Origin of the sequence: Pseudomonas psychrophila (assembly GCF_001043005.1) — a bacterium.
Lineage (GTDB): Bacteria > Pseudomonadota > Gammaproteobacteria > Pseudomonadales > Pseudomonadaceae > Aquipseudomonas > Aquipseudomonas psychrophila.
On record NZ_JYKZ01000001.1, the window covers coordinates 79,202 to 104,696 of the forward strand.

Consider the following 25,495-nt stretch of genomic DNA (forward strand, 5'->3'; position numbering starts at 1 on the left):
ATCAGATACCCCAAAGAATCTGCACACCCCAGACGAAGTAAGCGAACATTGCAACGCCGCAGACTGCCTGGAAGAGGAAACGTACTGCTGTCGCGGACTTGCCCAGCGCCATTGGCGTCAGGTAGTCGGTCGCGATGGTCCACATGCCTACCCAGGCGTGTGCGCCCAGAGCAACAAGGGCCAGCAGGCTGAAGATACGCATCCAGTTGCTTGCGAACAGCTCATGCCATTGGGCGTAGCCAATGCCAGGGTTCGCAACGAGGTATCCGATCAGGAAAATGAAATAAGCCGCTAGAACAACCGCAGACACACGTTGTGCCATCCAGTCATAGAGGCCCGAACGCGACAGGTTCGTAACGCTGGTTACCATATCCAAACTCCCGCCAGAACAATCATCACCACGGAAATGACGATTACAATTTTCGAGCCCAGTCGGCCGCCTTCAAGCGTCTCACCGATGCCCATGTCCATAATCAAGTGGCGCACACCGGCAACCAGGTGATACAGCAAGGCAGAGAGCAGGCCCCACGCAACGAATTTGGCCAGAGGACTGGTCAAGCATGCCTTCACCTCGGCATAGCCTTCTTCCGAACCCAGGGATTTGCTCAATGCATAAAGCATGATGCCCAGGCCGAGAAAAAGAATAATGCCCGATACACGGTGCAGAAATGACGTAACGCCGGTGATGGGGAGTTTGATGGTCCTTAGGTCTAGGTTTACAGGTCGTTGGCTATTCACGGCTTTTTTCACACTGAAGAGCCCCTAACAATCAGGGCAAGTTTGTTGGGATGCGCACTGGTCAGGTACCCACCACCCGGGAGTGACGACCCCCATCTAAACAGGCCCAAAAGCCCCTGGCGGTCGGCTGCCGAGTATAGACAGTTAGGTCGCTAATGACAACGCAAAGACCTCCCCCTAATAGCGCATTGCGCTCTGGCTATAAAAGGCGTAAACGGCAGGGATATTCGCGAAAAATGACTGCCCAAAGCCTTGTACAGCAAGACTTTAGGCAAATTGACATTCAAATTTATCTCACTATAGTGGTGCGGGCCCTGCGTGGGGGGTCTGTCTGATGATTTCAAGCATAAATAGGAGGCCACATGGCTGACAAAAAAGCGCAGTTGATCATCGAGGGCGCAGCCCCCGTCGAGCTGCCCATTTTAACTGGCACCGTGGGTCCCGATGTAATCGATGTGCGAGGCCTAACGGCTACGGGCCGATTCACATTTGACCCTGGCTTCATGTCGACCGCATCTTGCGAGTCGAAGATCACCTATATTGATGGTGACAACGGTATCCTGCTCCACCGCGGCTACCCGATTGAACAGCTGGCTGAACACTCTGACTACCTTGAGACCGCTTACCTGCTGCTGAACGGCGAACTGCCGACCGCAGAGCAGAAGGCTCAATTTGTCAGCACCGTGAAGAACCACACAATGGTTCACGAGCAGTTGAAGACTTTCTTCAACGGCTTCCGTCGTGACGCCCACCCGATGGCGGTCATGTGCGGTGTAGTCGGCGCCCTCTCGGCCTTCTACCACGACTCCCTGGACATCAATAACCCGCAGCATCGCGAAATTTCCGCGATCCGTCTGGTTGCCAAGATGCCTACCCTGGCGGCGATGGTTTACAAGTACTCCATGGGTCAACCCATGATGTACCCGCGTAACGACCTGACCTACGCCGAAAACTTCCTGCACATGATGTTCAACACGCCGTGCGAGATCAAACCGATCAGCCCGGTACTGGCCAAGGCAATGGATAAGATCTTTATCCTGCACGCTGACCACGAACAGAATGCTTCGACCTCTACCGTGCGTCTGGCGGGCTCTTCGGGTGCCAACCCGTTCGCCTGTATTGCCGCCGGTATCGCCGCACTGTGGGGCCCTGCCCACGGCGGCGCAAACGAAGCGGTGCTGACCATGCTCGACGAAATTGGCGATGTTTCGAACATCGACACGTTCATCGCCAAGGCCAAGGACAAAAACGATCCGTTCAAACTGATGGGCTTTGGTCACCGGGTTTACAAAAACCGCGACCCACGCGCCACCGTGATGAAAAAGACCTGCGACGAAGTGCTTAAGGAACTGGGCATCCAGAACGATCCGCAACTCGAACTGGCCATGCGCCTGGAAGAGATCGCCCTGACCGACCCGTACTTCATCGAGCGCTCGCTGTACCCGAACGTCGACTTCTACTCGGGGATCATCCTCAAGGCAATCGGCATTCCAACCAGCATGTTCACCGTGATCTTCGCCCTGTCGCGTACAGTCGGCTGGATCTCGCACTGGAAAGAAATGCTCTCCAGCCCGTACAAGATTGGCCGTCCGCGCCAGCTGTACACCGGTTACGAGCAGCGTGACCTGACCAACCTGGAAGACCGCAAGTAAGGCATATCCCACGATATAGTCTTAGCTGCAAACAAAACGGCCTCTATATATAGAGGCCGTTTTTGTTTTGTACGCCTATTTTGTAGCAGCTATCGAAGGAACGAGGCTGCGTTCGGCGGCGAAGCCGTCGTGAAACCTGAGCACTCAATATATCTGGCACACCAGGGCGCCTGATTTTACGACGACTACGTCGCCGGACGCAGCCTCGTTCCTTCGGCAGCTGCTACGCATTTCACGCACTGTCGCTAGGGCGCACAAAAAAAATCCCCCTGCCTCACGGCAGGGGGATTAGGTTACACATTACGTTTACAGCGGATTAGTGATCTACCGCCCCACTCGCCCCCAAACCAGTCTGCGAACGCACAAACTGCGGGAAGAACAACGCACGCTCTTTCTCTGCTGCCTTGGACTTATCAGTAATAGAGAAGAACCAGATACCCGCGAACGCAATGATCATGGAGAACAGTGCTGGGTACTCGTAAGGGAAGATTGCTTTTTCATGATGCAGGATCTGCACCCAGATGGTTGGGCCCAGGATCATCAAGCCAACCGCGCTGATCAGACCCATCCAGCCGCCAATCATGGCGCCTCGAGTGGTCAGATTCTTCCAGTACATGGAAAGCAGCAATACAGGGAAGTTGCAGCTCGCAGCTATGGAGAACGCCAGGCCCACCATGAATGCGATGTTCTGGCTTTCGAACAGGATACCCAAGCCAATCGCCAGTACCGCCAGGGCAATGGTCGTGATCTTGGAAACGCGAATCTCATCTTTGTCGTTGGCCTTGCCCTTCTTGATCACGCTTGCATAAAGGTCATGAGACACCGCCGAGGCACCGGCCAGGGTCAGACCTGCAACGACCGCCAGGATAGTGGCGAAGGCTACGGCCGAGATAAAGCCCAGGAACATACTGCCGCCAACCGCATCAGCCAGATGCACGGCCGCCATGTTGTTACCACCCAGCAAGGCGCCAGCAGCGTCTTTGAAGGCAGGGTTGGTACTTACCAGAATGATCGCGCCAAAACCGATGATGAAAGTCAGGATGTAGAAGTAACCAATGAAGCCAGTTGCGTAGAACACGCTCTTGCGTGCTTCTTTCGCATCGCTCACGGTGAAGAAGCGCATCAAGATATGAGGCAGGCCGGCAGTACCAAACATCAGCGCCAGACCAAGAGAGAAGGCCGAAATCGGATCTTTCACCAGGCCGCCCGGGCTCATGATCGCTTCACCTTTAGGGTGAATTTTCACTGCTTCGGCAAACAACGCATTGAAGTCAAAGTTAACGTGCTTCATTACCATCACGGCCATGAACGTCGCACCCGACAACAACATCACCGCTTTGATGATCTGTACCCACGTGGTTGCCAGCATGCCGCCGAACAACACGTACATGCACATCAGAATACCTACCAGAATCACCGCAACGTGGTAGTCCAGGCCGAACAGCAGCTGGATCAGCTTGCCAGCACCTACCATCTGCGCGATGAGGTAGAACGCCACCACTACCAGCGAACCGCACGCCGACAGCGAGCGGATCTGGGTTTGACCCAAACGGTACGAGGCAACGTCAGCAAAGGTGTACTTGCCCAGGTTACGCAGACGTTCTGCGATCAGGAACAAGATGATAGGCCACCCCACCAGAAAGCCGATCGAATAGATCAGACCATCGTAGCCAGAGGTGTAAACCAGCGCGGAAATACCCAGGAAAGAGGCGGCAGACATATAGTCACCCGCAATCGCCAGGCCGTTCTGGAAGCCAGTGATTTTGCCGCCAGCGGCATAGTAGTCGGCAGCAGACTTGTTACGCTTTGAGGCCCAATATGTAATGCACAGGGTCGCACCAACAAACACGACGAACATGATGATCGCCGAGATATTGAGCGGTTGTTTCTGCACTTCGCCAGTCAGGGCCTCTGCCGCCAAGACCGCTGGTGCAAGGGCTGCAACGCCCAGTGTTGCCAATAGGCGCCCGATCATTGCCCAGCCTCCTTGAGAATTGCATTGTTCAACTCATCGAATTCGCCATTGGCCCGACGCACATAGATACCGGTCAGAACGAAGGCTGAAAGAATCAACCCCACACCAATCGGAATACCCCAGGTAATAGAAGAATCGGGACTCAACTTGGCCCCCATGATGTGTGACCCATAAGCAATCAACAGGATAAAGGCGGCATATAGACCGAGCATGATTGCCGAGAGAATCCAGGCGAACCGCTCTCTTTTTTTAACCAGCTCCTTGAAGCGCGGGCTGTTTTGAATCGAGAGGTAAATGCTGTCGTTCATTATTTTTGTCCTCGCAGCACAGATGAGATGTAACGTTTTCACTATTAGGGCGCCGCACATTCAATTCCAGACGACTTTAGTAGTAGAGCCCAAAATCTGCTGCAGCCCTTGTGTTACCTAGTCTGCAAGGACGATGCACCTAAGCATCAAACTGTAAAAAAGCAAAAACCGCCTGATGAAAACATCAAGCGGTCTTGTGTGCTGCGAGCTAGACGCTTCGCGATTATTTAGCGGTCCACTCGGCAACACGCTCTGGGTGCTTGGCAACCCACTCTTTGGCCGCTGCTTCAGGCTTAGCCCCCTCTTGAATTGCCAACATTACTTCACCAATTTCATCTTTTGAGTTCCAGGAAAATTTTTCCAGAAACGCGACAACTTCCGGCGCTTTTTTACTCAACTCTTTGCTACCGATGCTATTGACGGTTTCTGCAGCGCCATACACGCCTTTAGGATCCTCTAGAAAACGCAGTTTCCACTTGGCAAACATCCAGTGCGGCACCCAACCCGTGACAGCAATGGGTTCTTTTTTGGCATACGCGCGACCCAACTCCGAAGTCATGGCAGCTCCGGAACTGGCTTGCAACTTGTAGCCCTTCAGATCGTAGTCCTTGATGGACTCATCAGTTTTGAGCATCACTCCCGACCCGGCATCAATGCCGATAATTTTATTTTTAAATTCGTCGCTACCCTTCAAGTCAGCAATGGACTGGGCTTTCACATAATCAGGGACGATGAGGCCAATTTTCGCATCTTTAAAGTTCGGCCCGTAATCAACGACCTTGTCCTTGTTCTTGGCCCAGTACTCGCCATGAGTGACCGGCAACCAGGCGGACAACATGGCGTCCAGTTTGCCCGTGGCAACGCCCTGCCACATGATCCCGGTGGCGACCGGCATCAATTTCACGTCATAACCCAGCTTCTGTTTAATGACCTGCGCCGCCACATGAGTGGTCGCCACGCTGTCGGACCAGCCATCCACATAACCAATATTCAGAGTCGGCTTGCTCTCGGCGCATGCCAACCCTGCACTCATCGCTAGCACCAAGGTTGCTCCCGCGCTCAAAAGGCGTCGCATCTTCATCTTTGATTCCCCACAGTGCCGGGCCCGACGAGTGCCGGACCACATCAACGTGCCTACAAGGCTTACACCCCATAGTCACCTGCACCCGATAATCAACCTCGACTGCTTGCCGTCCTGCTCTGACGACGACCCCCATACAACCAGCAGCGACATTGTGGCCACACCCAATTAGATACCCGCGAAGTTTGTCCAGATGGCTGCCTGAACTTTGCATGTCAAAATTATACGGAGGCGCTGGGCCCGCTCAATTGCAGGTAAGATGCGCGGCTTTGCTCCCATACGGCCTGACCATGTCTGCGACTGCCCGCTTCCCCGTGCTGCCTTATCTCCTTGCCTGCTTACTGGGCGTGTTTGCCATTGCTGGCTTCTGGTATGGCCTTGGCCAACCGGTGATATTGCCCGATGCCGCAACACCGACCCATAAACTGCAATGCGCGTCGTACACGCCGTTCGACAAGGACCAATCGCCGTTCGACCAGCCTTTCGTACCTCGTGCCGAACGCATGGACGCGGACCTGGCATTGCTGGCCACCCGCTTCCAGTGCATTCGAACCTATTCGCAGGCCGGCCTTGAAGGCCTGCCAGATCTTGCACGCAAGCACGGTCTTAAATTGATGATCGGAGCCTGGGTCAGCAGCGATCCGGTTGCCACCGCACAGGAAGTCGACGCCCTGATCGCCTCGGCCAATGCCAACCCGGACGTGGTCAGTTCGGTCATCGTCGGCAACGAAGCCTTGCTGCGCAAAGAAGTCACCGCACCGCAACTGGTCAAACTGATCAACACGGTAAAAAGCCAGATCAAGCAGCCCGTGACTTACGCCGACGTTTGGGAATTTTGGCTACAACACCCTGAAATCGCCCCGGCAGTGGACTTTCTGACCATTCACCTGCTGCCTTATTGGGAGGATGACCCAGCAGGCATTGATCAGGCGGTGAACCATGTCGCACAAATTCGCCAGGTGTTCGGTAACAAGTTTGCCCCCAAAGACATCCTGATCGGCGAGACCGGCTGGCCCAGCGAAGGCCGCCAACGCGAAACCGCCCTGCCTAGCCGGGTCAACGAAGCCAAATTCATTCGCGGTTTTGTCACCCAGGCCGAAGAAAACGGCTGGAAATACAATCTGATCGAAGCGTTCGATCAACCCTGGAAGCGCGGCAGCGAAGGTGCTGTTGGTGGTTACTGGGGCTTGTTTGATGCTGACCGCCAGGACAAAGGCATTCTGGCTGGCCCAGTGTCTAATCTGCCGCACTGGCCTGTCTGGCTGGGGTTGAGCGTACTGGTTTTCTTGAGCACGCTGGTGATGGGCGGGCGCGTTCGCGCGCCACGCTCAGCCTTGCTGCTGCCAGCACTCGGCGCCTTGGCGGGTTGCAGCATCGTGGCTTGGGCCGAGCTGGCCTCTGTCACCAGCCGCTACGCCGGAGAATGGGCCTGGGCTGGCCTGTTGGTTGGCCTGAACCTGATGGTAATGGCCCACGCCGCATTGGCCCTTGGCCAGAAAGAAGGCTGGCGCGAACGCCTGTTTAATTTGCTGGAGCGCCATGCTGGCTGGTGGTTGGCAGCGGCAGGGTTTGCCGGTGCTGTGATGATGCTGGGACTGGTGTTTGAGCCACGCTATCGCAGCTTCCCGAGTGCAGCACTGATACTGCCCGCACTGGTTTACCTGCTGCGCCCTGTACGCGGGCCACGCCGCGAATTCGGCCTGCTGGCACTGATCATCGGCGCGGGCATACCGCTGCAGTTGTACCGTGAAGGCCTGAACAACGAGCAAGCCTGGACATGGGCATTGGTGAGCGTACTGATGGTCATTGCGTTGTGGCGTAGCGTGCGACAAAAAGCGTAACGCCCCACCTTGTGGGAGCCGGGCTTGCCCGCGATTCAGGCGATGCGATCTGTCAGGCAGACCGCGCTGATGCCTTCGCGAGCAGGTTCGCTCTCACATTGCGGCTTCTTACTTCGCTGCACGCACCAGTCGCAACCCGGCGATCACCACGGCAAACACTGCCAGGCTGGCGTTGTAGAGCGCCAGCGCCGGAAAGCCGAATAACAAAGCCAGCACCGCCAGCGCATTGCCGACGCGCCCACGTACACAAAACGCGATAATCGACAGCACCAGCGCAACCCAACCCAGCACCCTGAAATGAATCAACAACCCCAGGTTTGAGCGCAGTTGGCACTCCCAGCGCACCGCCTCAGCAACACACGTCCCGACCCACTGCGGGTCTTCCATCAAGCCGTAACGCAACCCATAACTGGCTGCCAGCCAGACAGGCAGGGCGATAAGCAGCAAGATTAACGGCAAACGAGGTCGCATAAATACTCCGATAGACAAAAGCGGCGCTCAGCTTAATCCCCATCCTTGGCTATGCAAGCCTTGCAATCAGATATCTGTTAACTAAAGTCATTCAGCGTGTATCTTGAGTGGCTTTTCGCCTTTTCGGGACTCTTTAGGGTTTTTTAGTGCCGCGGTATGGCACTTCAGCACAAGCCCTGTGGTCATAGCCTGCGAATCTTTTGCGCACCTTCTTAGGGATAGTCTTCATGCTACGTTCTCTGCCCCTCGCTGCCTTACTCGGCGGCCTTATTTTGAGTGCGTCCGCACAAGCGGTCGATGTCGATCCCGCAACTTATGGCTACCCGATCACGAATCCGTTTGAAGCCACGATTGCCACCACTCCGCCGCAAATGCGCCCGCTGCTGCCCGACGAAGAGGACATCAAACAATCGGATTACACCCTCAGCCTGCGCCCCGAGCGCGAATTCACGCTGCCCGCCAACTTTTGGGCCGTGAAAAAGCTGACCTACCGCATGGCCAAACAGGATCACCCGGCACCGCTGATGTTTCTGATTGCCGGCACGGGGGCGGCGTACGACAGCAGCCTCAACGAGTACCTGAAAAAACTCTTCTACCAAGAGGGTTATCACGTAGTGCAGCTGTCATCACCGACCAGCTACGACTTCATGAGTGCGGCTTCGCGCCTGGCCACACCTGGCATTAGCCAGTACGACGCCGAGGACCTGTATCACGTGATGCAAGCCGTACGCGCCCAGCAGGCCAACGTCCCGGTGACCGACTACTACCTGGCTGGTTACAGCCTGGGAGCGCTGGATGCAGCATTCGTCAGCCATCTGGATGAAACCCGCAAGAGCTTCAACTTCAAGAAAGTGTTGATGCTCAATCCCCCGGTCAACCTCTTCACCTCCATCAGCAACCTCGACAAGCTGGTGCAAACAGAGGTTAAGGGCATCAACAACAACACGACGTTCTACGAACTGGTACTGGGCAAGCTGACCCGCTACTTTCAGGACAAAGGCCACGTAGACCTCAATGCAGCCCTGGTCTACGACCTGCAAAATTCCAAGGAGCGCCTGACCAACGAGCAGATGGCGATGCTGATCGGCACCGTATTCCGCTTCTCGTCGGCAGACATCGTATTCACCTCGGACCTGATCAATCGCCGCGGCCTGATTACACCGCCCAATTACCCGATTACCGAAGGCACCAGCCTTACGCCGTTCCTCAAGCGCTCGTTGCAGTGTGATTTCGACTGCTACCTGACTGAGCAGGTGATTCCGATGTGGCGCGCCAAAACCGATGGCGGCAGCCTCCTGCAACTGATTGACCAAGTCAGTCTGTACGCGCTCAAGGATTATCTGAAAGACAGCCCTAAAATTGCCGTCATGCATAACGCCGACGACATTATCCTGGGGCCTGGCGATCTTGGGTTCCTGCGTAAAACCTTCGGTAACCGCCTGACGGTTTACCCGTATGGTGGCCACTGCGGCAATCTCAACTACCGTGTCAACGCTGACGATATGCTGGAGTTCTTCCGTGGCTAAACAATTATTGCTTCTTGCCGCCCTGCTCGGCGCAGGCTTCGCCCAAGCAGATAACAGCAAGGCTCACACGGAGCTCACGCCAGATGTCGACGGCTTCACCCAGCCGTTGAAACTGCTGAACTTCAATCCGGGCCTGGACCAGCGCGAGTTTGAACGCGCTACCATGAACGCATTGAGCATCTATGACCCCCTGGAGCCGCTCAACCGCCGGATTTACCACTTCAACTACCGCTTTGATCAGTGGGTATTCCTGCCTGTGGTCAATGGCTATCGTTACGTCACCCCGAGCTTTCTGCGTACTGGCGTGAGTAACTTTTTCAGCAACCTGGGCGATGTGCCAAACCTGTTCAACAGCCTGCTGCAGCTCAAGGGTCACCGCTCGCTGGAGACCACAGGGCGCTTGCTGTTGAACACCACGCTGGGCGTAGGCGGCCTGTGGGACCCGGCAACAGCCATGGGCCTGCCCCGTCAGAGCGAAGACTTTGGTCAGACCCTGGGCTTTTATGGTGTACCGGGCGGCGCCTATCTGATGCTGCCGATCTTAGGGCCGTCGAACCTGCGTGACACCACCGGCCTTGCCGTCGATTTTGGCGTCAATCAGCAGATCAACTTCCTGAATGTGCCTCACGAAAGTACTCGCCATCCGGAAATCTGGGTACTGGGCGCCATCGATAAGCGCTACAACACCAGCTTCCGCTATGGCCAGTTCGACTCACCGTTTGAGTACGACAAGCTGCGCTACATCTACACCGAAGCGCGTAAATTGCAGATTGCAGAGTAGCCCTGTATGCAAACCCCGTAGTCGCTGCCGCAGGCTGCGAAGAGTTGCGTAGCAACCCGTTCTCCTGAATGTTGCGTGAAAGGCCCTTGCGGGCTTTATCGCAGCCTTCGGCAGCGGCTACAGATCCGACCGCTTAAACCCGCAAAAACTCTCCCAATGCATCACGCTTGGCCATGGCGTCACGACGTCCAAGCTCGATCAGCTCCCGGCAATAGCCAGCCTCGAACAGCAAATAACTCAGTACCCCTGCGCCACTGGTTTTGGTCGCACCGGGCCCTCTCAGGAACATGCGTAACGCTGCGGGCAGTTCATGTCGATGGCGGGCTGCAATTTCGTCTATGGGCTGGCTCGGCGCGATCACCAACACCTCTACGGGTGACAGGCCAAGGTTGTCGGTTTGTCTGGGCAGCAAGCGGCTGAAGTGGTTCAGGCGCTCCAGCAGTTCGATATCGCTCTCCAGACTGTCGATAAACGTGCTGTTGAGCATGTGACCGCCGATTTGCGCCAGGGTGGGCTGTTGAGCGTTGTAGTAACGCAGCTGACCCTCTTGCGTGTCCGGCCCTCGCGGATTGCCGCTTACCCCCACCACAAGCACCCGGTTGGCGCCCAAGTGCAGCGCCGGGCTGATGGGGGCTGATTGGCGCACGGCACCGTCGCCAAAGTACTCTTCGCCAATCTTGATCGGGGCAAACAGCAGCGGAATCGCCGAACTGGCCAACAAATGCTCTACCGTCAACGCCGTGGGCGTACCGATGCGCCGATGCCGCAGCCAGCCCTCGATCGTGCCCTTGCCTTGATAAAAGGTCACCGCCTGGCTGGACGAATAACCGAACGCTGTGACCGCAACTGCCCGCAGGTGCTGCTCGGCAATCGCCTGTTCAATGCCGGGAAAGTTGATTTTGTCCTGGAGCAGATCGCGCAGGGGCGAACTGTTGAGCAGTGCCACCGGGACATGAGAGCCCAGCCCGAGCAGGCTGTGCCCCACGAATCGACTGGCTTGACGCAATACCCCCGGCCAGTCGCTACGCAATACCCGGTGGCTTTCAAAGCCCTGCCAGAAGGCGGTCAGGTGCTCGACCGCACGGGTGAAGTCCATCGCACCGCTGGCCAGGCTCACCGCGTTGATCGCCCCCGCAGAGGTGCCGACGATCACGGGGAACGGGTTCGGCGCACCCGCAGGCAGCAACTCGGCAATCGCTGCCAGCACCCCCACCTGATAGGCCGCCCGCGCTCCACCGCCAGACAGAATCAGGCCCGTGACCGGCTCGACTGTCGTCACTGCGGGCAGGCCGTACAGCGAATGACCTCAGCCGCGCTTGTCGTACAGCTTGGGCTCGCCCGGTGGACGGGTCTTGAAGCGGCGATGAGCCCACAGGTATTGCTCAGGGCACTCACGCACCGCCCGCTCGACCCATTGATTGATTCGCAGGCAATCAGCCTCATCGCTGTCTCCGGGGAAATCCTTCAGGGGAGGATGAATGACCAACTTGTACCCACTGCCATCAGCCAGTCGTTGTTGAGTAAAGGGTACAACCTGAGCTTTGCCCAGTTTGGCAAATTTGCTGGTTGCGGTAACCGTGGCCGCCTCAATGCCGAACAACGGCACAAAGATACTTTGCTTGGCGCCGTAGTCCTGATCGGGTGCATACCAGATGGCCCGGCCGGAGCGCAGCAACTTGAGCATGCCGCGCACGTCATCGCGCTCAACCGCCAGGGAATCGACGTTGTGCCGCTCACGCCCACGACGCTGAATGAAGTCGAACAACGGGTTTTTATGCTCGCGATACATGCCATCAATGGTGTGCTGCTGACCCAGCAGGGCGGCGCCAATCTCCAGGGTGGTGAAGTGGAAGGCCATCAGGATGACGCCCTTGCCCTCCATCTGAGCCTGTTTGAGATGCTCCAGCCCTTCGACATGGGCCAATTTCGCCAGTCGCGGCTTGGACCACCACCAACTCATGGCCATCTCGAAAAACGCGATACCGGTAGAGGCAAAGTTGTCCTTGAGCAACTGTTTGCGCTCGGCGGCGGTTTTTTCGGGGAAACACAGCTCCAGGTTGCGCGACGCAATGCGTCGGCGATCACCGGCCACCCGGTACATCAACGCACCCAGCCCACGGCCGATACACAGTTGTACTTTATAAGGCAGTTGAACAACCAACCACAGCACGCCCAGCCCCAGCCATAGCAGCCAGAAGCGCGGATGAAAAAAAGCAGCACGAAAACGCGGGCGATCCATTAATGATTCCGGACAGACACAAGGGTCGGGCATTCTACATCGTTCGACCCGGCTTGCGGCTTGCGGGCGTTCTCGTTATAAGTCTCAGCACTTTAAGTGACAAGTCGCGTTAAGCAACCATGAGCCAAACCGAATCGCAAGACCAAGCCCCTGTGTTCCAGTTAAAGGGCAGTATGCTCGCCATTACGGTGCTGGAACTGGCGCACAACGACCTTGAGGCCCTTGACCGTCAACTGGCGGCCAAAGTGGCCCAGGCGCCTAATTTTTTCAGTAACACCCCGCTCGTCCTGGCGCTGGACAAATTGCCCGCCGGCGAAGGGGCTATCGATTTGCCGGGGCTGATGCGCGTGTGCCGTCAGCATGGCCTGCGTACCCTGGCAGTTCGCGCCAACCGTATTGAAGACATCGCAGCGGCCATCGCCATTGACCTGCCCGTCCTTCCGCCTTCAGGGGCTCGTGAACGACCGATTGACCCCGTCGAAGTCGTCGCGCCGAAAAAACCTGAAAAACCGCCTGAGCCGACCATCAAACCAACCAAAATCATCACCAGCCCCGTACGCGGTGGTCAAACAGTGTATGCCGAGGGTTGTGACCTGGTGGTTATCGCCTCTGTAAGCCCGGGCGCGGAACTTATGGCCGATGGCAACATCCATGTTTACGGGCCAATGCGTGGCCGAGCGCTTGCCGGCCATAAAGGCAACACCAAGGCGCGGATTTTCTGTCAGCAACTGAGCGCCGAACTGGTGTCGATTGCAGGCAAGTACAAGGTATCTGAAGACCTGCGAAGAGATCCGCTGTGGGGAACAGGCGTTCAGATCAGTCTGTCAAGTGACATGTTGAACATCACCCGTCTTTAACGGATACTCTCGCCATTTTCCAAGCATCTCAAATTCGTAGAGAAAACAGATTTCACCTTGTAGGCAACCAACACCCAAACAGCGTTTACGCTCTCGGATGATGACCCGCCAAGGCTGTTTGCCTGCAGTCGTTTATAGAGATGTTATTCAGGGGCTAAAAAGTCCTTTTTCCTTAGGGGTGAAACACCTTGGCCAAGATTCTAGTGGTTACATCCGGCAAGGGTGGTGTGGGTAAGACCACCACCAGCGCCGCTATCGGTACCGGCCTCGCTCTGCGCGGCCACAAAACAGTGATCGTCGACTTCGACGTTGGCTTGCGTAACCTCGACCTGATCATGGGTTGCGAGCGCCGCGTGGTGTATGACTTCGTCAACGTGGTCAACGGCGAAGCCAACCTGCAGCAGGCACTGATCAAAGACAAGCGCCTGGAAAACCTCTACGTGCTGGCCGCCAGCCAGACCCGTGACAAGGATGCGCTGACCAAGGAAGGCGTCGAAAAAGTTCTGATGGAACTTAAGGAAACCTTCGAATACGTGGTCTGCGATTCACCGGCCGGCATCGAAACCGGTGCTCACCTGGCCATGTACTTCGCAGACGAAGCGATTGTAGTGACCAACCCGGAAGTATCCTCGGTACGTGACTCCGACCGCATGCTGGGCCTGCTGGCCAGCAAATCGCGCCGCGCCGAACTGAACCAGGACCCTATCAAGGAACACCTGCTTCTGACCCGCTACAACCCGGATCGTGTTTCCAAGGGCGAAATGCTCGGCGTTGAAGACGTCAAGGAAATTCTGGCCGTTGCCCTGCTGGGCGTGATTCCTGAATCCCAAGCGGTATTGAAGGCGTCCAACCAGGGCGTACCCGTGATCCTTGATGATCAGAGCGACGCCGGTCAGGCCTACAGCGATGCGGTTGATCGCCTGCTGGGCAAAACCGTGGAGCACCGATTCCTGGATGTACAGAAGAAGGGATTCTTCGAGCGCCTGTTTGGAGGCAACTAGACAATGAACATTTTTGACTTCTTTCGTACCCGCAAAACGCCATCCACCGCGTCGGTCGCGAAAGAGCGTCTACAGATCATCGTGGCGCACGAGCGTGGCCAACGCAGCACCCCGGACTATCTGCCAGCCCTGCAAAAAGAGCTGGTCGAGGTGATCCGCAAATACGTCAACATCGGGGATGATCAAGTACAGATCGCCCTGGAGAACGAGGGTAGCTGCTCGATTCTGGAACTCAACATCACACTGCCTGATCGTTAATCGATCCGGCTGACACCGCGGCGACTTGGGCGCCTTCCCTGCCGGGAAGGTTCCCTCGTCGCCGTTGGTGTTTGTTAAGAGGCTGTTTTAATGCCGTTGTCCACTATTCACATCATCCACGAGGACGCTGGCGTCCTGGTGGTCAACAAACCCACCCTGTTGCTGTCGGTGCCCGGCCGGGCCGATGACAACAAGGACTGCCTCATCACCCGCCTGCAAGAAAACGGCTACCCCGAAGCGCGCATCGTCCACCGTCTGGACTGGGAAACCTCCGGGATTATTCTGCTGGCCCGTGATGCTGACACTCACCGCGAACTGTCCCGTCAATTTCACGACCGTGAAACCGAAAAGGCCTACACCGCGCTGGCCTGGGGTCAACCCGAGCTCGACAGTGGCAGCATCGACTTGCCCCTGCGTTACGACCCGCCGACCAAGCCCCGGCACGTGGTCGACCACGAGTTTGGCAAAAACGCATTGACCTTCTGGAAGGTGCTGGAGCGTTGCGGCGATTACTGCCGCGTTGAACTGACCCCGATCACCGGCCGGTCGCATCAGTTACGCGTCCATATGCTGTCTATCGGCCACCCGTTGCTCGGTGATGGTCTGTATGCCCACCCGCAGGCTCTGGCCGCCTGGCCACGTTTGTGCTTGCACGCCAGCATGCTGAGCTTCACTCACCCGCAAACGGGCGAACGCCTGCGCTTTGAGTGCCCGGCACCTTTTTAAGCACTGCGCCGCTTTCGTAACAGCAGCCGAAGGAACGAGGCTGCGTTCGGCGGCGCAGCCGTCGTAAATTCAGGTTTCGCGTCATATCAGGTAAACCGCGCACTCAGGTTTTGCGATTGCTTTGCAATCGAACGCAGCCTCGTTCCTTCGGCAGCTGCTACAGATATTGCACCGCAACAAATCCTGCGATCAATGCGCTAAACTCGCGGCCTTGCTGTCTGGAGTAACTTATGCGCGAAGAGTTGAACCAAGGCCTGATCGACTTTCTGAAGGCCTCCCCTACCCCCTTTCATGCCACTGCCAGTCTTGTTCAGCGCCTGGAGGCTGCCGGTTACCAGCGCCTCGACGAACGCGAAACATGGTTCACCGAAGCCAACGGCCGCTATTACGTCACCCGTAATGATTCCTCTATCGTTGCGTTCAAGCTGGGTCGTCACTCGCCGCTCCAGGGCGGTATCCGCATGGTCGGCGCTCACACAGACAGCCCGTGCCTGCGCGTCAAGCCTCAGCCTGAACTGCAACGTCAGGGCTTTTGGCAACTGGGCGTAGAAGTCTACGGCGGTGCCCTGCTCGCGCCATGGTTTGACCGAGACTTGTCTCTGGCCGGACGCGTGACCTTCCGCCGCGATGGCCAGGTCGAAAGCCAGCTGATCGATTTCAAGGCACCGATTGCGACCATTCCCAATCTGGCGATCCACCTCAATCGCACCGCCAACGAAGGCTGGGCGATTAATCCGCAAACCGAGCTGCCGCCGATTCTGGCCCAGGTCGCAGGCGACGAGCGTGTGGATTTTCGTGCGTTGCTCGCCGACCAACTGGCCCGCGAGCACGGCCTCAATGCCGACGTGGTGCTCGATTACGAGCTGAGTTTCTACGACACCCAAAGTGCTGCGGTCATTGGCCTTAACGGTGACTTCATCGCCGGCGCTCGCCTCGACAACCTGCTGTCGTGCTACGCCGGCCTGCAAGCCCTGCTCACCACCGAGACCGAAGAAACCTGCCTGTTTGTGGCCAACGACCACGAAGAAGTCGGCTCCTGTTCAGCCTGCGGCGCCGATGGCCCGATGCTGGAGCAGATCCTGCAGCGCGTGCTGCCTGAAGGCGACGAGTACGTACGTACGATCCAGAAGTCGTTGTTGGTATCGGCTGACAACGCCCATGGCGTTCATCCCAACTACGCCGACAAGCACGACGCCAACCACGGCCCCAAGCTTAATGCCGGGCCGGTGATCAAGGTCAACAGCAATCAGCGTTACGCCACCAACAGCGAAACGGCCGGGTTCTTCCGCCACTTGTGCATGGCCGTAGAAGTCCCGGTGCAAAGCTTTGTAGTGCGCAGCGACATGGGCTGCGGCTCAACCATTGGCCCGATCACCGCCAGCCATCTGGGTGTTCGTACCGTGGATATCGGCCTGCCGACGTTCGCCATGCACTCGATCCGCGAACTGGCCGGCAGCCATGACCTCGCGCATCTGGTCAAAGTACTCAGCGCGTTTTACGCCAGTAACCAGTTGCCGTAACAAAGCAGGGGCATGTGTGGGAGCGGGCTTGCTCGCGATGCAGCTACCGCAGTTTTAAGGATAAACCGCGTTGCTGCCATCGCGAGCAAGCCCGCTCCCACAGTCGATCATGACCTGTAGTTAATGGCTGATTCATTTTTGATACACATCACCACACATCTGCGCAAACCGACCTAGACTTGGGGCATTGTTTTCTACAGGTCCATAACCATGTTCGAGATGTCTGCGTTCCACTCCATGATGATTCCCATTGTCTGCGGCATGTTGCTGCTGACCATTGGCTTCAACTTTCGCGAACGCAGTAGTGGCGTCGGCGTGCTGATGATCTGGTGCGGCATGCTGCTGATTTTCGGCACTATCGTTTTCAAGATTCTCGCCAAGCTGAACGAATAGGCACCCTGTTTCCCGCGCCCTGAATTCACGATCATTTATTTATAGGTGACAAGAAATGAATGATCGCGGGCCCTAGCGTACACTCGGCCAATTTGCACCCTTCGAGGTTGATCGCCCAGTGTTTCTCCGTCTTTTTGCCTTGCCTTATTTCCTGCTGGTTTGCCTGCTGACGCTGCTGCCCATGACGAGCGCACAGGCCGTTGGCTTGCCGGGCATGCTCGGCAGCTCGGATAAAGCCCAGGCGCAGCCCACCGAGCCGCTGGGCCAATCGCTGGACGAGGTCATCAAAAACCTCGAAAACGATCAGCAGCGCAGCAAGCTGTTGGCTGACTTGAAAAAGCTGCGCGACGCCACCAAAAAAGCCCAGCCTGAAGCCGAGATCGGTGTTCTGGGGCTGATCGGCAGCACCCTGGCAGATCTCGAAAAACAGTTCTCCGGCGCTGACAGCCCGACCTCTCGCTGGACCAAAGAAATCTCCCAAGCCAACGAAGAGCTGTCGGCCCTGATGCTGCCCGCCAGCGAATGGCTGCCGATCATCTTTGGCTTTGCATTAATCATCATGATCTGGAGTTTGTCGGCGGCACTGCTGATTTGGGTCAGCCACCGTGTCCGGGTGCGCTTTGGACTGAGCGAAGAACTGCCTCAACACCCCAAGGCCGTGGACATGCTGCGCTTTGCCCTGCGCAAACTGGGGCCGTGGATGGTGGCGCTGGTGATCACGGTGTACATGAGTTACGCCCTGCCCTCGTCGCTGGGCAAAGACCTGGCGATGGTGCTGGCTTACGCACTGGTCATCGGCACTTGCTTCTCGGCCATTTGCGTCATCCTGTTCTCACTGCTCGATGGCCCCCACCGCCATCGTGCCCTGCATATTTTGCGGCATCAGGCGTTTCGTCCACTGTGGTGGATCGGCAGCTTCGCCGCCTTTGGCGAAGCACTCAGTGACCCACGACTGGTGGCCACCCTCGGTGTACATCTGGCCCATACGGCCGCTACCTTTGCCAATGTGATGGCCGCCCTGTCCACCGGGCTGTTTATCATCCGGTTCCGTCGCCCCATTGCCCACCTGATTCGCAACCAGCCATTGTCGCGGCGCCTGACCCGACGGGCCTTGAGCGACAGCATCGATATCCTGGGGACTTACTGGTTCATACCGGCTCTGATTCTGGTGGGCATTTCTCTGGTCGCGACATTTGTCTCGGCGGGCGATACCAGCACCGCATTGCGCCAATCATTGATCTGCACCGTGCTGGTGGTGTTGTGCATGGTGATCAACGGGCTGGTGCGACGTCACTCGCAAAAACCGCAACGTGGACACAAACGTCATGCCCTGTATTCCGAACGCTTGAAAAGCTTCGTCTATACCCTCGCACACCTGATTGTGTGGCTGGTATTCATCGAGCTGGGACTGCGGGTCTGGGGCATGTCACTGATCAGCTTCACCGAAGGTGAAGGCCATGAAATCAGCGTCAAACTGTTCAGCCTCGGCGGCACGCTGCTGTTTGCCTGGCTGATCTGGATTCTTTCCGATACGGCCGTGCACCACGCCCTGACCCGCTCGCGCAAAGGCCTGGCCAATGCCCGCGCCCAGACCATGATGCCGCTGATTCGCAACGTGTTGTTTGTGGCGATTTTCATCATTGCGCTGATCGTTGCCCTGGCCAACATGGGCATGAACGTCACCCCCCTGCTGGCGGGTGCCGGTGTGATCGGTCTGGCTATCGGCTTTGGTGCGCAGTCACTGGTCGCCGACCTGATTACCGGCCTGTTCATCATTATTGAAGACTCCCTGGCCATCGACGACTACGTCGATGTCGGCGGACACCTGGGCACCGTTGAAGGGCTGACGATTCGTACGGTGCGCCTGCGGGATATCGACGGCATCGTGCATACCATCCCCTTCAGCGAAATCAAAAGCATCAAGAACTACTCCCGTGAGTTCGGCTACGCCATCTTCCGGGTTGCGATCCCCTACAACATGGACATCGACGATGCGATCAAACTGATGCGTGAGGTCGGACAAAAAATGCGGAACGACCCACTGCAGCGACGCAATATCTGGTCACCGCTGGAGATCCAGGGGGTCGAAAGCTTTGAGTCCGGCAGCGCCATCCTGCGCGCCCGTTTCAAGACCGCGCCTATCAAGCAATGGGAAGTGTCGCGAGCGTTCAACCTGTCCCTCAAGCGGCATCTGGATGAAGCCGGACTTGACCTGGCGACCCCGCGCCTGAGTGTACAAGTCGTGACGGCGGGCAGTGGTATGTTGCAAAAGGACTGATCTTTGATGTTCGCTCACGCCTTCTGGGAGCGAGCCTGCTCGCGATGACATCAGCGCGTTTTACCTGACACACCACGCCGAATGCATCGCGAGCAAGCCCGCTCCCACAGAGTGAGTTGCCTCCAAAAACCAGGGGAAATTCAACGTTCCTGCACATCCACCCCGACATGAATCGCATCATGTCGCCAATACTCAAGGTCACAGTCGATCAGCCGTTCGTGCAGGTCGTAATTGACCCGCGCAATTTGCAAGCCCGGGCTGCCCGTTGAGACCTTGAGCGTGGCCGCCGCCTGCACCGGCAGCGCCGTTGGCACGATTTCGAAACGCACCCGACCGTAATGCAAATCGTAATGCCGGGCATACAGCTCGGTGATCGACTGGGTGAGATCGAGTTCAAGAATGTGTGGGAAATACTGCGGGTTCAGATAGTGCTCGACGTACAGCACCAGCCGCCCGTCAATCCGCCGGGCACGGCAGATCTGGATCACACTGGAGAGCGCCGGCAACTGCAAGCGATCGCATACCGCCGCCGTGGCCGGGAGCAGGCGCGCCGAAATCACGTCGGTGGACGGCACTCGCCCCTGGGCCGTGACCATGGCGTGAAAGTGACTGCGCTGCATCAGGTTGTAGGCCAGGCGTGGTGGCGAAATAAACCAGCCGCGGCGCTCCTCGCGATAGACCATCCCCTGGGCTTCGAGCTGCAACAGCGCTTCGCGCACCGTGACCCGAGTGGTGGCAAACAACTCACTGAGTTTGCGCTCGGCCGGCAACTGACTGCCGCACACCAACAGGCCGTGCTCAATTTGCTCTTGCAGCGTGCGACTGATCGCTGTCACCGCTTTGGGTACACCTTCTCGCATTAACGTTACCTGACTGGACTAGTCCAGCACCAAATGTGGGCAGCCACGGCCTGAAAACTCACCAAACCTCGATAGCCGCAGCCTAGTCAGAGCACATGACTGTTGCATGACAGTGTCTGTACCTAGACCCATCAGGAAATGCCACAGCCCTTGCCAATCAAGCCCTGCGCGATGGTCTACGCTTAGCCGAAACGCTCACACAGGCCTGCAATATCACCTGCACATGTAATGCCGACATTAAAGTGTCATCAGTCAGGCTTAAATTGGCTCAGGTATTGCTGACCTAGACCAACCCACCGCAAAAGAGCAATAAAACCCAGCGTTGAAAACGCCCAAGGAGCTTCGGATGAAACGGTTTTTCCTGGCATCACTGTTAGGTTCAAGCATCGCCCTGTGCACATCGGCCATGGCCGCCGATGTTGATTTAAAAGCCCTGGAAGCCGCAGCAAAGGCAGAGGGGACGGTCAACAGTGTCGGCATGCCCGATGACTGGGCCAACTGGAAAGGCACTTGGGCGGATCTGAACAAGCTCTATGGGCTCAAGCACATCGATACCGACATGAGCTCTGCGCAGGAAGTGGCCAAGTTCGCCGCTGAAAAAGACAACGCCAGCGCCGACATCGGTGACGTGGGAGCAGCCTTCGGCCCGATCGCGGTTGCCAAAGGTGTGACCCAACCTTACAAACCGACCACCTGGGACCAGATCCCGGACTGGGCCAAGGACAAGGACGGTAACTGGGCGCTGGCCTACACCGGCACCATTGCATTTATCGTCAACAAAAAGCTGCTGCACGGCTCAGAAGTCCCAACCAAGTGGGCTGATCTGAAATCCGGTAAATACAAGGTTTCCATCGGCGACGTGAGCACCGCGGCGCAAGCCACCAATGGCGTGTTGGCCGCTGCACTGGCCAATGGCGGCAGTGAGAAGAACATCCAGCCTGCCCTGCTGATGTTTGCCGACATCGCCAAGCAAGGCCGCTTGTCATTGGCCAACCCGACCATCGCCACCATGGAAAAAGGTGAAGTGGAAGTGGGCGTGGTCTGGGATTTCAACGGCCTGAGCTACAAAGCCAAAATGGTCAACCCGGATGACTACGTGGTGCTGATTCCATCGGACGGTTCGGTGATCTCGGGTTACACCACCATCATCAACAAATACGCCAAGCACCCGAACGCGGCCAAGCTGACTCGCGAATACATCTTCAGCGATGCAGGGCAAACCAACCTGGCGCGAGGCAATGCACGGCCGATTCGTGCCGAGCACTTGAAGCTGCCTGATGACGTTCAAGCCAAGCTGCTCTCCAATGATCAATACAAAAATGTAACCCCGATCAAGGACGCAGACGCCTGGGAAAAAACCTCCAAGGCCCTGCCGCAGCTGTGGCAGGAAGAAGTCATTATCAATATGCAGTAACCCGCTGAACCAAGACCTGTAGTCGCTGCCGAGGTACGAAGGCTGCGAGCCTTTGATTGCGAAAGGCTCGCAGCCTTCGTACCTCGGCAGCGACTACGCAGTTGGCATGCTACTTCTGTTTGCGGAGTCGCCGGACATGAAACACAACGTTATCCTGGTAGTCCTCGACGGTTTGAATTACGAGGTAGCCCGCCAGGCGATGGGCCATCTGCAAGCCTACGTCGGGGCGGGTCGTGCTGCACTCTACAAGCTCACCTGCGAATTGCCCGCGCTGTCGCGCCCTCTTTACGAATGCATCCTCACGGGTGTGCCGCCCATTGAAAGCGGCATCGTGCACAACAATGTGTCGCGCCTGTCCAACCAGCGCAGCGTGTTCCATTACGCCCGCGACGGTGGCCTGAGTACTGCGGCAGCGGCCTATCACTGGGTCAGCGAACTGTATAACCGCTCGCCCTTTGTGATCGCCCGGGACCGCCATACCGTTGCAGCCGATTTACCCATTCAGCACGGGCACTTCTACTGGAGCGATCACTACCCCGATTCCCATTTGTTCGCCGACGCCGAAAGCCTGCGGGTGGCGCACACACCGAATTTTTTACTGGTTCACCCCATGAACATCGACGATGCCGGGCACAAGCACGGCCTCGATACCCCGCAATACCGCAACAGTGCGCGCTCGGCCGACATCATTCTGGCCGACTACCTGCAAGGCTGGCTGCAGGCTGGTTATCAGGTGCTGGTGACGGCCGATCACGGCATGAACAACGACCGCTCACACAACGGCATGCTGCCCGAAGAGCGTGAAGTCCCCCTGTTTGTACTGGGCGATGCGTTCAGCCTCAACCCGGATGTCACCCCCAAACAAACCGAGTTGTGCGGCACGATCTGCGAGTTGCTGGGTGTGACCCATGACAAACCGTTGTGTCGTGACCTGCTGAGGCCAGCGCCATGAGCCGTGGCAAATGGCTTGCTTTGCTGTGCCTGGTGCCCTTCGCCGTTTTTTTTATCGTGTTTCAAATTGCCCCGCTGGTGTGGGTGCTGATCCACAGCGTGCAATCTGAAGAAAGCGGCTGGGGCATGGCCAACTTCATCAAGATCTTCAACTCGAAATTCTACTTGCAAGCCATCCAGCACAGCCTGGAGATCAGTTTCTGGTCCAGTCTGTTCGGCATTGTGATCGCCATCCTGGGCAGTTACTCGTTGCGCAAGGTGGATTCGCGGCTGCGCAATTTCGTCAATGCGTTCGCCAACATGACCAGCAATTTCTCAGGGGTTCCCCTGGCCTTCGCCTTCATCATTCTGCTGGGTTTTAACGGCAGCATTACGATCATGCTCAAACAGGCGGGGATCATTGAGGACTTCAACCTTTACTCAAAAACCGGCCTGATCATCCTGTACACCTACTTCCAGATTCCGCTTGGCGTACTGCTGCTTTACCCCGCCTTTGATGCGGTTCGGGAAGACTGGCGAGAGTCGGCTTCGTTACTGGGTGCAAGCAGTTGGCAGTTCTGGCGCCATATCGGCCTGCCAGTCCTCACCCCGGCACTGCTGGGCACGTTCGTGATTCTGCTGGCCAACGCCCTTGGCGCCTACGCCACGGTGTATGCATTGACCACCGGCAACTTCAACGTATTGCCAATCCGAATTGCTGCGATGGTCTCGGGCGATATAAGTCTGGACCCGAACATGGCCAGTGCCCTGGCAGTGATTCTGGTGGGGCTGATGACCCTGGTGACCCTGGTGCATCAGTGGCTGTTAAAGAGGAGCTACCATGTCGCGCGCTGAATCCGGGTCCCCCGGCATTTACCATCGCAGCGTTGTCTGGCTGCTGTTTCTGATTTTATTGCTGCCGCTGCTGGGCACGCTTGTCTACTCCATCGCCAGCAGTTGGTCGGCGACCATCCTGCCCAGTGGCTTTACCTTGAAGTGGTACAGCCAGTTGTGGAGCGACCCGCGCTTTCTCGCAGCCTTCGGCCAGTCGCTGCTGGTCTGTGTGGCTGCATTGGTGCTGTCGGTGATTTTGATCCTGCCGTTGCTGTTTGTGGTGCATTACCACTTCCCCAGGCTCGATGCGCTGATGAACATCCTGATCCTGCTGCCTTTCGCCGTGCCGCCAGTGGTGTCATCGGTGGGCCTGCTGCAGCTCTACGGCTCAGGCCCGTTGCAAATGGTCGGCACACCCTGGATTTTGATTGGCTGTTATTTCACCGTGGCACTGCCCTTTATGTACCGGGCAATCACCAACAACCTGCAGGCAATTAACCTGCGCGACCTGATGGACGCAGCCCAACTGCTGGGTGCCAGTACCTGGCAGGCTGCGTTTTTGGTGGTGCTGCCCAATTTGCGCAAAGGCTTGATGGTTGCCCTGCTGCTGTCGTTCTCGTTCCTGTTTGGCGAGTTTGTATTCGCCAATATTCTGGTAGGCACCCGCTACGAAACCTTGCAGGTGTTCTTGAACAACATGCGTAACAGCAGTGGCCACTTCACCAGCGCGCTCGTGATCTCCTATTTCCTCTTTGTATTGGTGCTGACCTGGGTTGCCACCTTCCTGAACAAGGACAAAAGCCAATGAGCTTCGTCAGCGTCGAACACCTGCAAAAATCCTATTCCGGCACCCCTATTTTCAGCGATATCAACTGCAGCATCGCCAAGGGCGAGTTCGTGACCCTGCTCGGTCCATCCGGTTGCGGTAAATCCACGCTGCTACGTTGCATCGCAGGGTTAACGCCCGTGGACGGTGGCAAAATCCTGCTCGATGGCCAGGACATCGTGCCGCTGAGCCCGCAAAAGCGTGGCATCGGCATGGTGTTTCAAAGCTATGCGCTGTTCCCCAACATGACCGTCGAGCAAAACGTTGCGTTCGGCCTGCGCATGCAGAAGGTCAGTAGCGATGACAGCAACAAGCGGGTAGCCGAGGTGCTGCAACTGGTGGAGTTGAATGATTTTGCCAAGCGCTACCCGCATCAGCTGTCAGGCGGCCAATGCCAGCGCGTGGCCCTGGCGCGCTCGCTGGTCACGCGTCCGCGCCTGCTGCTGCTGGATGAGCCACTGTCGGCGCTGGATGCGCGAATTCGCAAGCACTTGCGCGAGCAAATCCGCACCATTCAGCGCGAGCTGGGCCTGACCACGATTTTCGTCACCCACGACCAGGAAGAAGCGCTGGTCATGAGCGACCGCATATTCCTGATGAACAAGGGCCACATCGTTCAAAGCGGCAATGCCCAAACCCTCTATGCCGCACCCGTGGATGCATTCGCCGCCGGGTTTATCGGCAACTACAACCTGCTGGATCCCGACACTGCCAGCCGCTTGCTGCAACGCCCGATCAGCAGCCGTATCGCCATCCGCCCTGAAACCGTGGGTCTGAGCCTGCAGGGCGAACTCGACGGGGTAATCCTCAACCACAGCCTGCTGGGCAACGTCATCCGCTACCGGGTAGAGGTGCGAGGTGTGCAACTGATCGTCGACGTGCTCAACCGTGCACCCGGTGATCTGTACGCGGATGGTCAACGCGTGGCGCTGACCATCGATTCGAGCACCCTTTGTGAGGTAGCCTGATGTTCTTGAATTCACTGA

Annotated in this window: 25 protein-coding genes; 16 read left to right on the forward strand and 9 right to left on the reverse strand. The window is 57.2% G+C overall.

From position 1 onward, the window contains the following. Window position 1 precedes the first annotated feature (1 nt). On the reverse strand, window positions 2-370 hold the full coding sequence (sdhD, locus tag TU76_RS00325; RefSeq protein WP_003446906.1) for a succinate dehydrogenase, hydrophobic membrane anchor protein: 369 nt from the start codon (window positions 368-370) through the stop codon (window positions 2-4). Further along, window positions 364-750: a succinate dehydrogenase, cytochrome b556 subunit gene (gene sdhC / locus TU76_RS00330; protein WP_019828563.1), complete on the reverse strand. Its 387-nt coding sequence runs from the start codon at window positions 748-750 to the stop codon at window positions 364-366. Before sdhC ends, sdhD begins: the two co-directional genes overlap by 7 nt. Window positions 751-1,100: 350 nt before the next feature. On the opposite strand from sdhC, the gene gltA reads away from it, so the two are divergent. Next, window positions 1,101-2,390, forward strand: a complete 1,290-nt coding sequence (gltA, locus tag TU76_RS00335) for a citrate synthase (RefSeq protein WP_019828565.1) — start codon at window positions 1,101-1,103, stop codon at window positions 2,388-2,390. 316 nt (window positions 2,391-2,706) lie between these two features. Here the strand turns inward: gltA and TU76_RS00340 are convergent, their stop codons facing one another. The 3 genes from TU76_RS00340 to TU76_RS00350 form a co-directional block, all read right to left on the reverse strand. Then, the gene (locus TU76_RS00340; protein ID WP_019828566.1) at window positions 2,707-4,365 is read right to left on the reverse strand and encodes a cation acetate symporter; all 1,659 of its coding nucleotides are present in this window, start codon (window positions 4,363-4,365) and stop codon (window positions 2,707-2,709) included. Next, window positions 4,362-4,673: a DUF485 domain-containing protein gene (locus TU76_RS00345; RefSeq protein ID WP_019828567.1), complete on the reverse strand. Its 312-nt coding sequence runs from the start codon at window positions 4,671-4,673 to the stop codon at window positions 4,362-4,364. Before TU76_RS00345 ends, TU76_RS00340 begins: the two co-directional genes overlap by 4 nt. 223 nt (window positions 4,674-4,896) lie before the next feature. After that, window positions 4,897-5,754: a glycine betaine ABC transporter substrate-binding protein gene (locus TU76_RS00350; RefSeq protein ID WP_048350838.1), complete on the reverse strand. Its 858-nt coding sequence runs from the start codon at window positions 5,752-5,754 to the stop codon at window positions 4,897-4,899. A 290-nt stretch (window positions 5,755-6,044) separates the two neighbouring features. Between TU76_RS00350 and TU76_RS00355 the strand changes: the two genes are divergently transcribed. Beyond that, entirely contained in the window at window positions 6,045-7,595 is a 1,551-nt protein-coding gene (locus TU76_RS00355; protein WP_048350839.1) for a glycoside hydrolase family 17 protein, read from the forward strand. 108 nt (window positions 7,596-7,703) lie between these two features. On the opposite strand, the gene TU76_RS00360 is transcribed toward TU76_RS00355, so the two are convergent. Continuing rightward, on the reverse strand, window positions 7,704-8,066 hold the full coding sequence (locus tag TU76_RS00360; RefSeq protein ID WP_046809573.1) for a hypothetical protein: 363 nt from the start codon (window positions 8,064-8,066) through the stop codon (window positions 7,704-7,706). A gap of 227 nt (window positions 8,067-8,293) precedes the next feature. Here TU76_RS00360 and TU76_RS00365 point away from each other — a divergent pair, with 227 nt between their 5' ends. Continuing rightward, window positions 8,294-9,592, forward strand: a complete 1,299-nt coding sequence (locus TU76_RS00365; protein WP_019828571.1) for a lipoprotein — start codon at window positions 8,294-8,296, stop codon at window positions 9,590-9,592. Continuing rightward, window positions 9,585-10,373 (forward strand): MlaA family lipoprotein, encoded by a 789-nt coding sequence (locus tag TU76_RS00370; RefSeq protein ID WP_019828572.1) that lies wholly within the window; start codon window positions 9,585-9,587, stop codon window positions 10,371-10,373. Before TU76_RS00365 ends, TU76_RS00370 begins: the two co-directional genes overlap by 8 nt. A gap of 133 nt (window positions 10,374-10,506) precedes the next feature. On the opposite strand, the gene TU76_RS00375 is transcribed toward TU76_RS00370, so the two are convergent. Together TU76_RS00375 and TU76_RS00380 are read right to left on the reverse strand one after the other, a co-directional pair. Further along, entirely contained in the window at window positions 10,507-11,652 is a 1,146-nt protein-coding gene (locus TU76_RS00375; RefSeq protein ID WP_048350840.1) for a patatin-like phospholipase family protein, read from the reverse strand. Between the two features lie 27 nt (window positions 11,653-11,679). Next, window positions 11,680-12,612 (reverse strand): lipid A biosynthesis lauroyl acyltransferase, encoded by a 933-nt coding sequence (locus tag TU76_RS00380; RefSeq protein ID WP_019828574.1) that lies wholly within the window; start codon window positions 12,610-12,612, stop codon window positions 11,680-11,682. 119 nt (window positions 12,613-12,731) lie between these two features. Between TU76_RS00380 and minC the strand changes: the two genes are divergently transcribed. The 7 genes from minC (at window position 12,732) to TU76_RS00415 (ending at window position 19,645) form a co-directional block, all read left to right on the forward strand. After that, a complete protein-coding gene (minC, locus tag TU76_RS00385) occupies window positions 12,732-13,469 on the forward strand; it encodes a septum site-determining protein MinC (RefSeq protein WP_019828575.1) in 738 nt (245 codons plus the stop codon). Between the two features lie 188 nt (window positions 13,470-13,657). After that, on the forward strand, window positions 13,658-14,470 hold the full coding sequence (gene minD, locus TU76_RS00390) for a septum site-determining protein MinD (protein WP_019828576.1): 813 nt from the start codon (window positions 13,658-13,660) through the stop codon (window positions 14,468-14,470). Between the two features lie 3 nt (window positions 14,471-14,473). Continuing rightward, window positions 14,474-14,728, forward strand: coding sequence for a cell division topological specificity factor MinE (gene minE / locus TU76_RS00395; protein ID WP_019828577.1), 255 nt, complete (start codon window positions 14,474-14,476; stop codon window positions 14,726-14,728). Between the two features lie 90 nt (window positions 14,729-14,818). Next, on the forward strand, window positions 14,819-15,454 hold the full coding sequence (locus TU76_RS00400; protein ID WP_048350841.1) for an RluA family pseudouridine synthase: 636 nt from the start codon (window positions 14,819-14,821) through the stop codon (window positions 15,452-15,454). A gap of 230 nt (window positions 15,455-15,684) precedes the next feature. Beyond that, on the forward strand, window positions 15,685-16,974 hold the full coding sequence (locus TU76_RS00405) for a M18 family aminopeptidase (protein ID WP_019828578.1): 1,290 nt from the start codon (window positions 15,685-15,687) through the stop codon (window positions 16,972-16,974). A gap of 210 nt (window positions 16,975-17,184) precedes the next feature. Then, window positions 17,185-17,367, forward strand: coding sequence for a hypothetical protein (locus TU76_RS00410; protein WP_019828579.1), 183 nt, complete (start codon window positions 17,185-17,187; stop codon window positions 17,365-17,367). 118 nt (window positions 17,368-17,485) lie between these two features. Further along, a complete protein-coding gene (locus TU76_RS00415) occupies window positions 17,486-19,645 on the forward strand; it encodes a mechanosensitive ion channel family protein (protein ID WP_019828580.1) in 2,160 nt (719 codons plus the stop codon). Window positions 19,646-19,785: 140 nt separating this feature from the next. Here TU76_RS00415 and TU76_RS00420 read toward each other — a convergent pair whose 3' ends face one another. Next, on the reverse strand, window positions 19,786-20,505 hold the full coding sequence (locus TU76_RS00420; protein ID WP_048350842.1) for a UTRA domain-containing protein: 720 nt from the start codon (window positions 20,503-20,505) through the stop codon (window positions 19,786-19,788). A 346-nt stretch (window positions 20,506-20,851) separates the two neighbouring features. On the opposite strand from TU76_RS00420, the gene TU76_RS00425 reads away from it, so the two are divergent. The 5 genes from TU76_RS00425 (at window position 20,852) to TU76_RS00445 (ending at window position 25,477) form a co-directional block, all read left to right on the forward strand. After that, the gene (locus TU76_RS00425; protein WP_019828582.1) at window positions 20,852-21,919 is read left to right on the forward strand and encodes an ABC transporter substrate-binding protein; all 1,068 of its coding nucleotides are present in this window, start codon (window positions 20,852-20,854) and stop codon (window positions 21,917-21,919) included. Between the two features lie 136 nt (window positions 21,920-22,055). Beyond that, window positions 22,056-22,871, forward strand: a complete 816-nt coding sequence (locus TU76_RS00430; protein WP_019827638.1) for an alkaline phosphatase family protein — start codon at window positions 22,056-22,058, stop codon at window positions 22,869-22,871. Beyond that, entirely contained in the window at window positions 22,868-23,704 is an 837-nt protein-coding gene (locus tag TU76_RS00435; RefSeq protein ID WP_019827637.1) for an ABC transporter permease, read from the forward strand. Before TU76_RS00430 ends, TU76_RS00435 begins: the two co-directional genes overlap by 4 nt. Then, window positions 23,691-24,491, forward strand: a complete 801-nt coding sequence (locus TU76_RS00440; RefSeq protein WP_048350843.1) for an ABC transporter permease — start codon at window positions 23,691-23,693, stop codon at window positions 24,489-24,491. Before TU76_RS00435 ends, TU76_RS00440 begins: the two co-directional genes overlap by 14 nt. Next, window positions 24,488-25,477 (forward strand): ABC transporter ATP-binding protein, encoded by a 990-nt coding sequence (locus TU76_RS00445; protein WP_046809569.1) that lies wholly within the window; start codon window positions 24,488-24,490, stop codon window positions 25,475-25,477. The genes TU76_RS00440 and TU76_RS00445 overlap by 4 nt, the downstream gene beginning before the upstream one ends. Window positions 25,478-25,495: the final 18 nt, after the last annotated feature.